This window comes from Alkalibacterium sp. m-11, assembly GCF_054658155.1.
This window is the reverse complement of sequence record NZ_BAAGIR010000417.1, coordinates 1-337: the sequence shown is the minus strand read 5'-3', so window position 1 is coordinate 337 and position 337 is coordinate 1. Positions and strand designations below refer to the sequence as shown.

At 41.2% G+C, this 337-nt stretch carries 1 pseudogene; it reads left to right on the top strand.

Annotation, left to right across the window (positions count from 1 at the left end):
- Nucleotides 1–129 precede the first annotated feature (129 nt).
- Nucleotides 130–337, top strand: a pseudogene (locus ACYQ2O_RS13015) (transposase); the annotation flags it as partial.

The following is a 337-nucleotide window of genomic DNA, read 5'->3' as shown; positions in this document are numbered from 1 at the left end:
TATTTTACCTTTGCTGGAGACATTTGACAAGAAAAAAAGCAATGTGATCCAGCAGTGTATTCACGTCTGCTGGATCACATTGCCTTTTTCCGCCTCTTTTTTATCGGTATAGAATGCTTTTCTACACCTGGTATTGTCTCCGCTCTTCATACCTTTGGATCTAAACTAGAATTTAACCCTCATATCCATATGCTTGTGACAATGGGTGGGGTGACAAAGGATGGGAAATGGAAGCAATATGACTATATTCCTTACGTCAAACTAAGAAAACAGTGGCAGACGGTCGTCTTAAAATTGATCCGAAAGGTGCTTTCGGAGCGAGCCAAAAAGCAAGTCC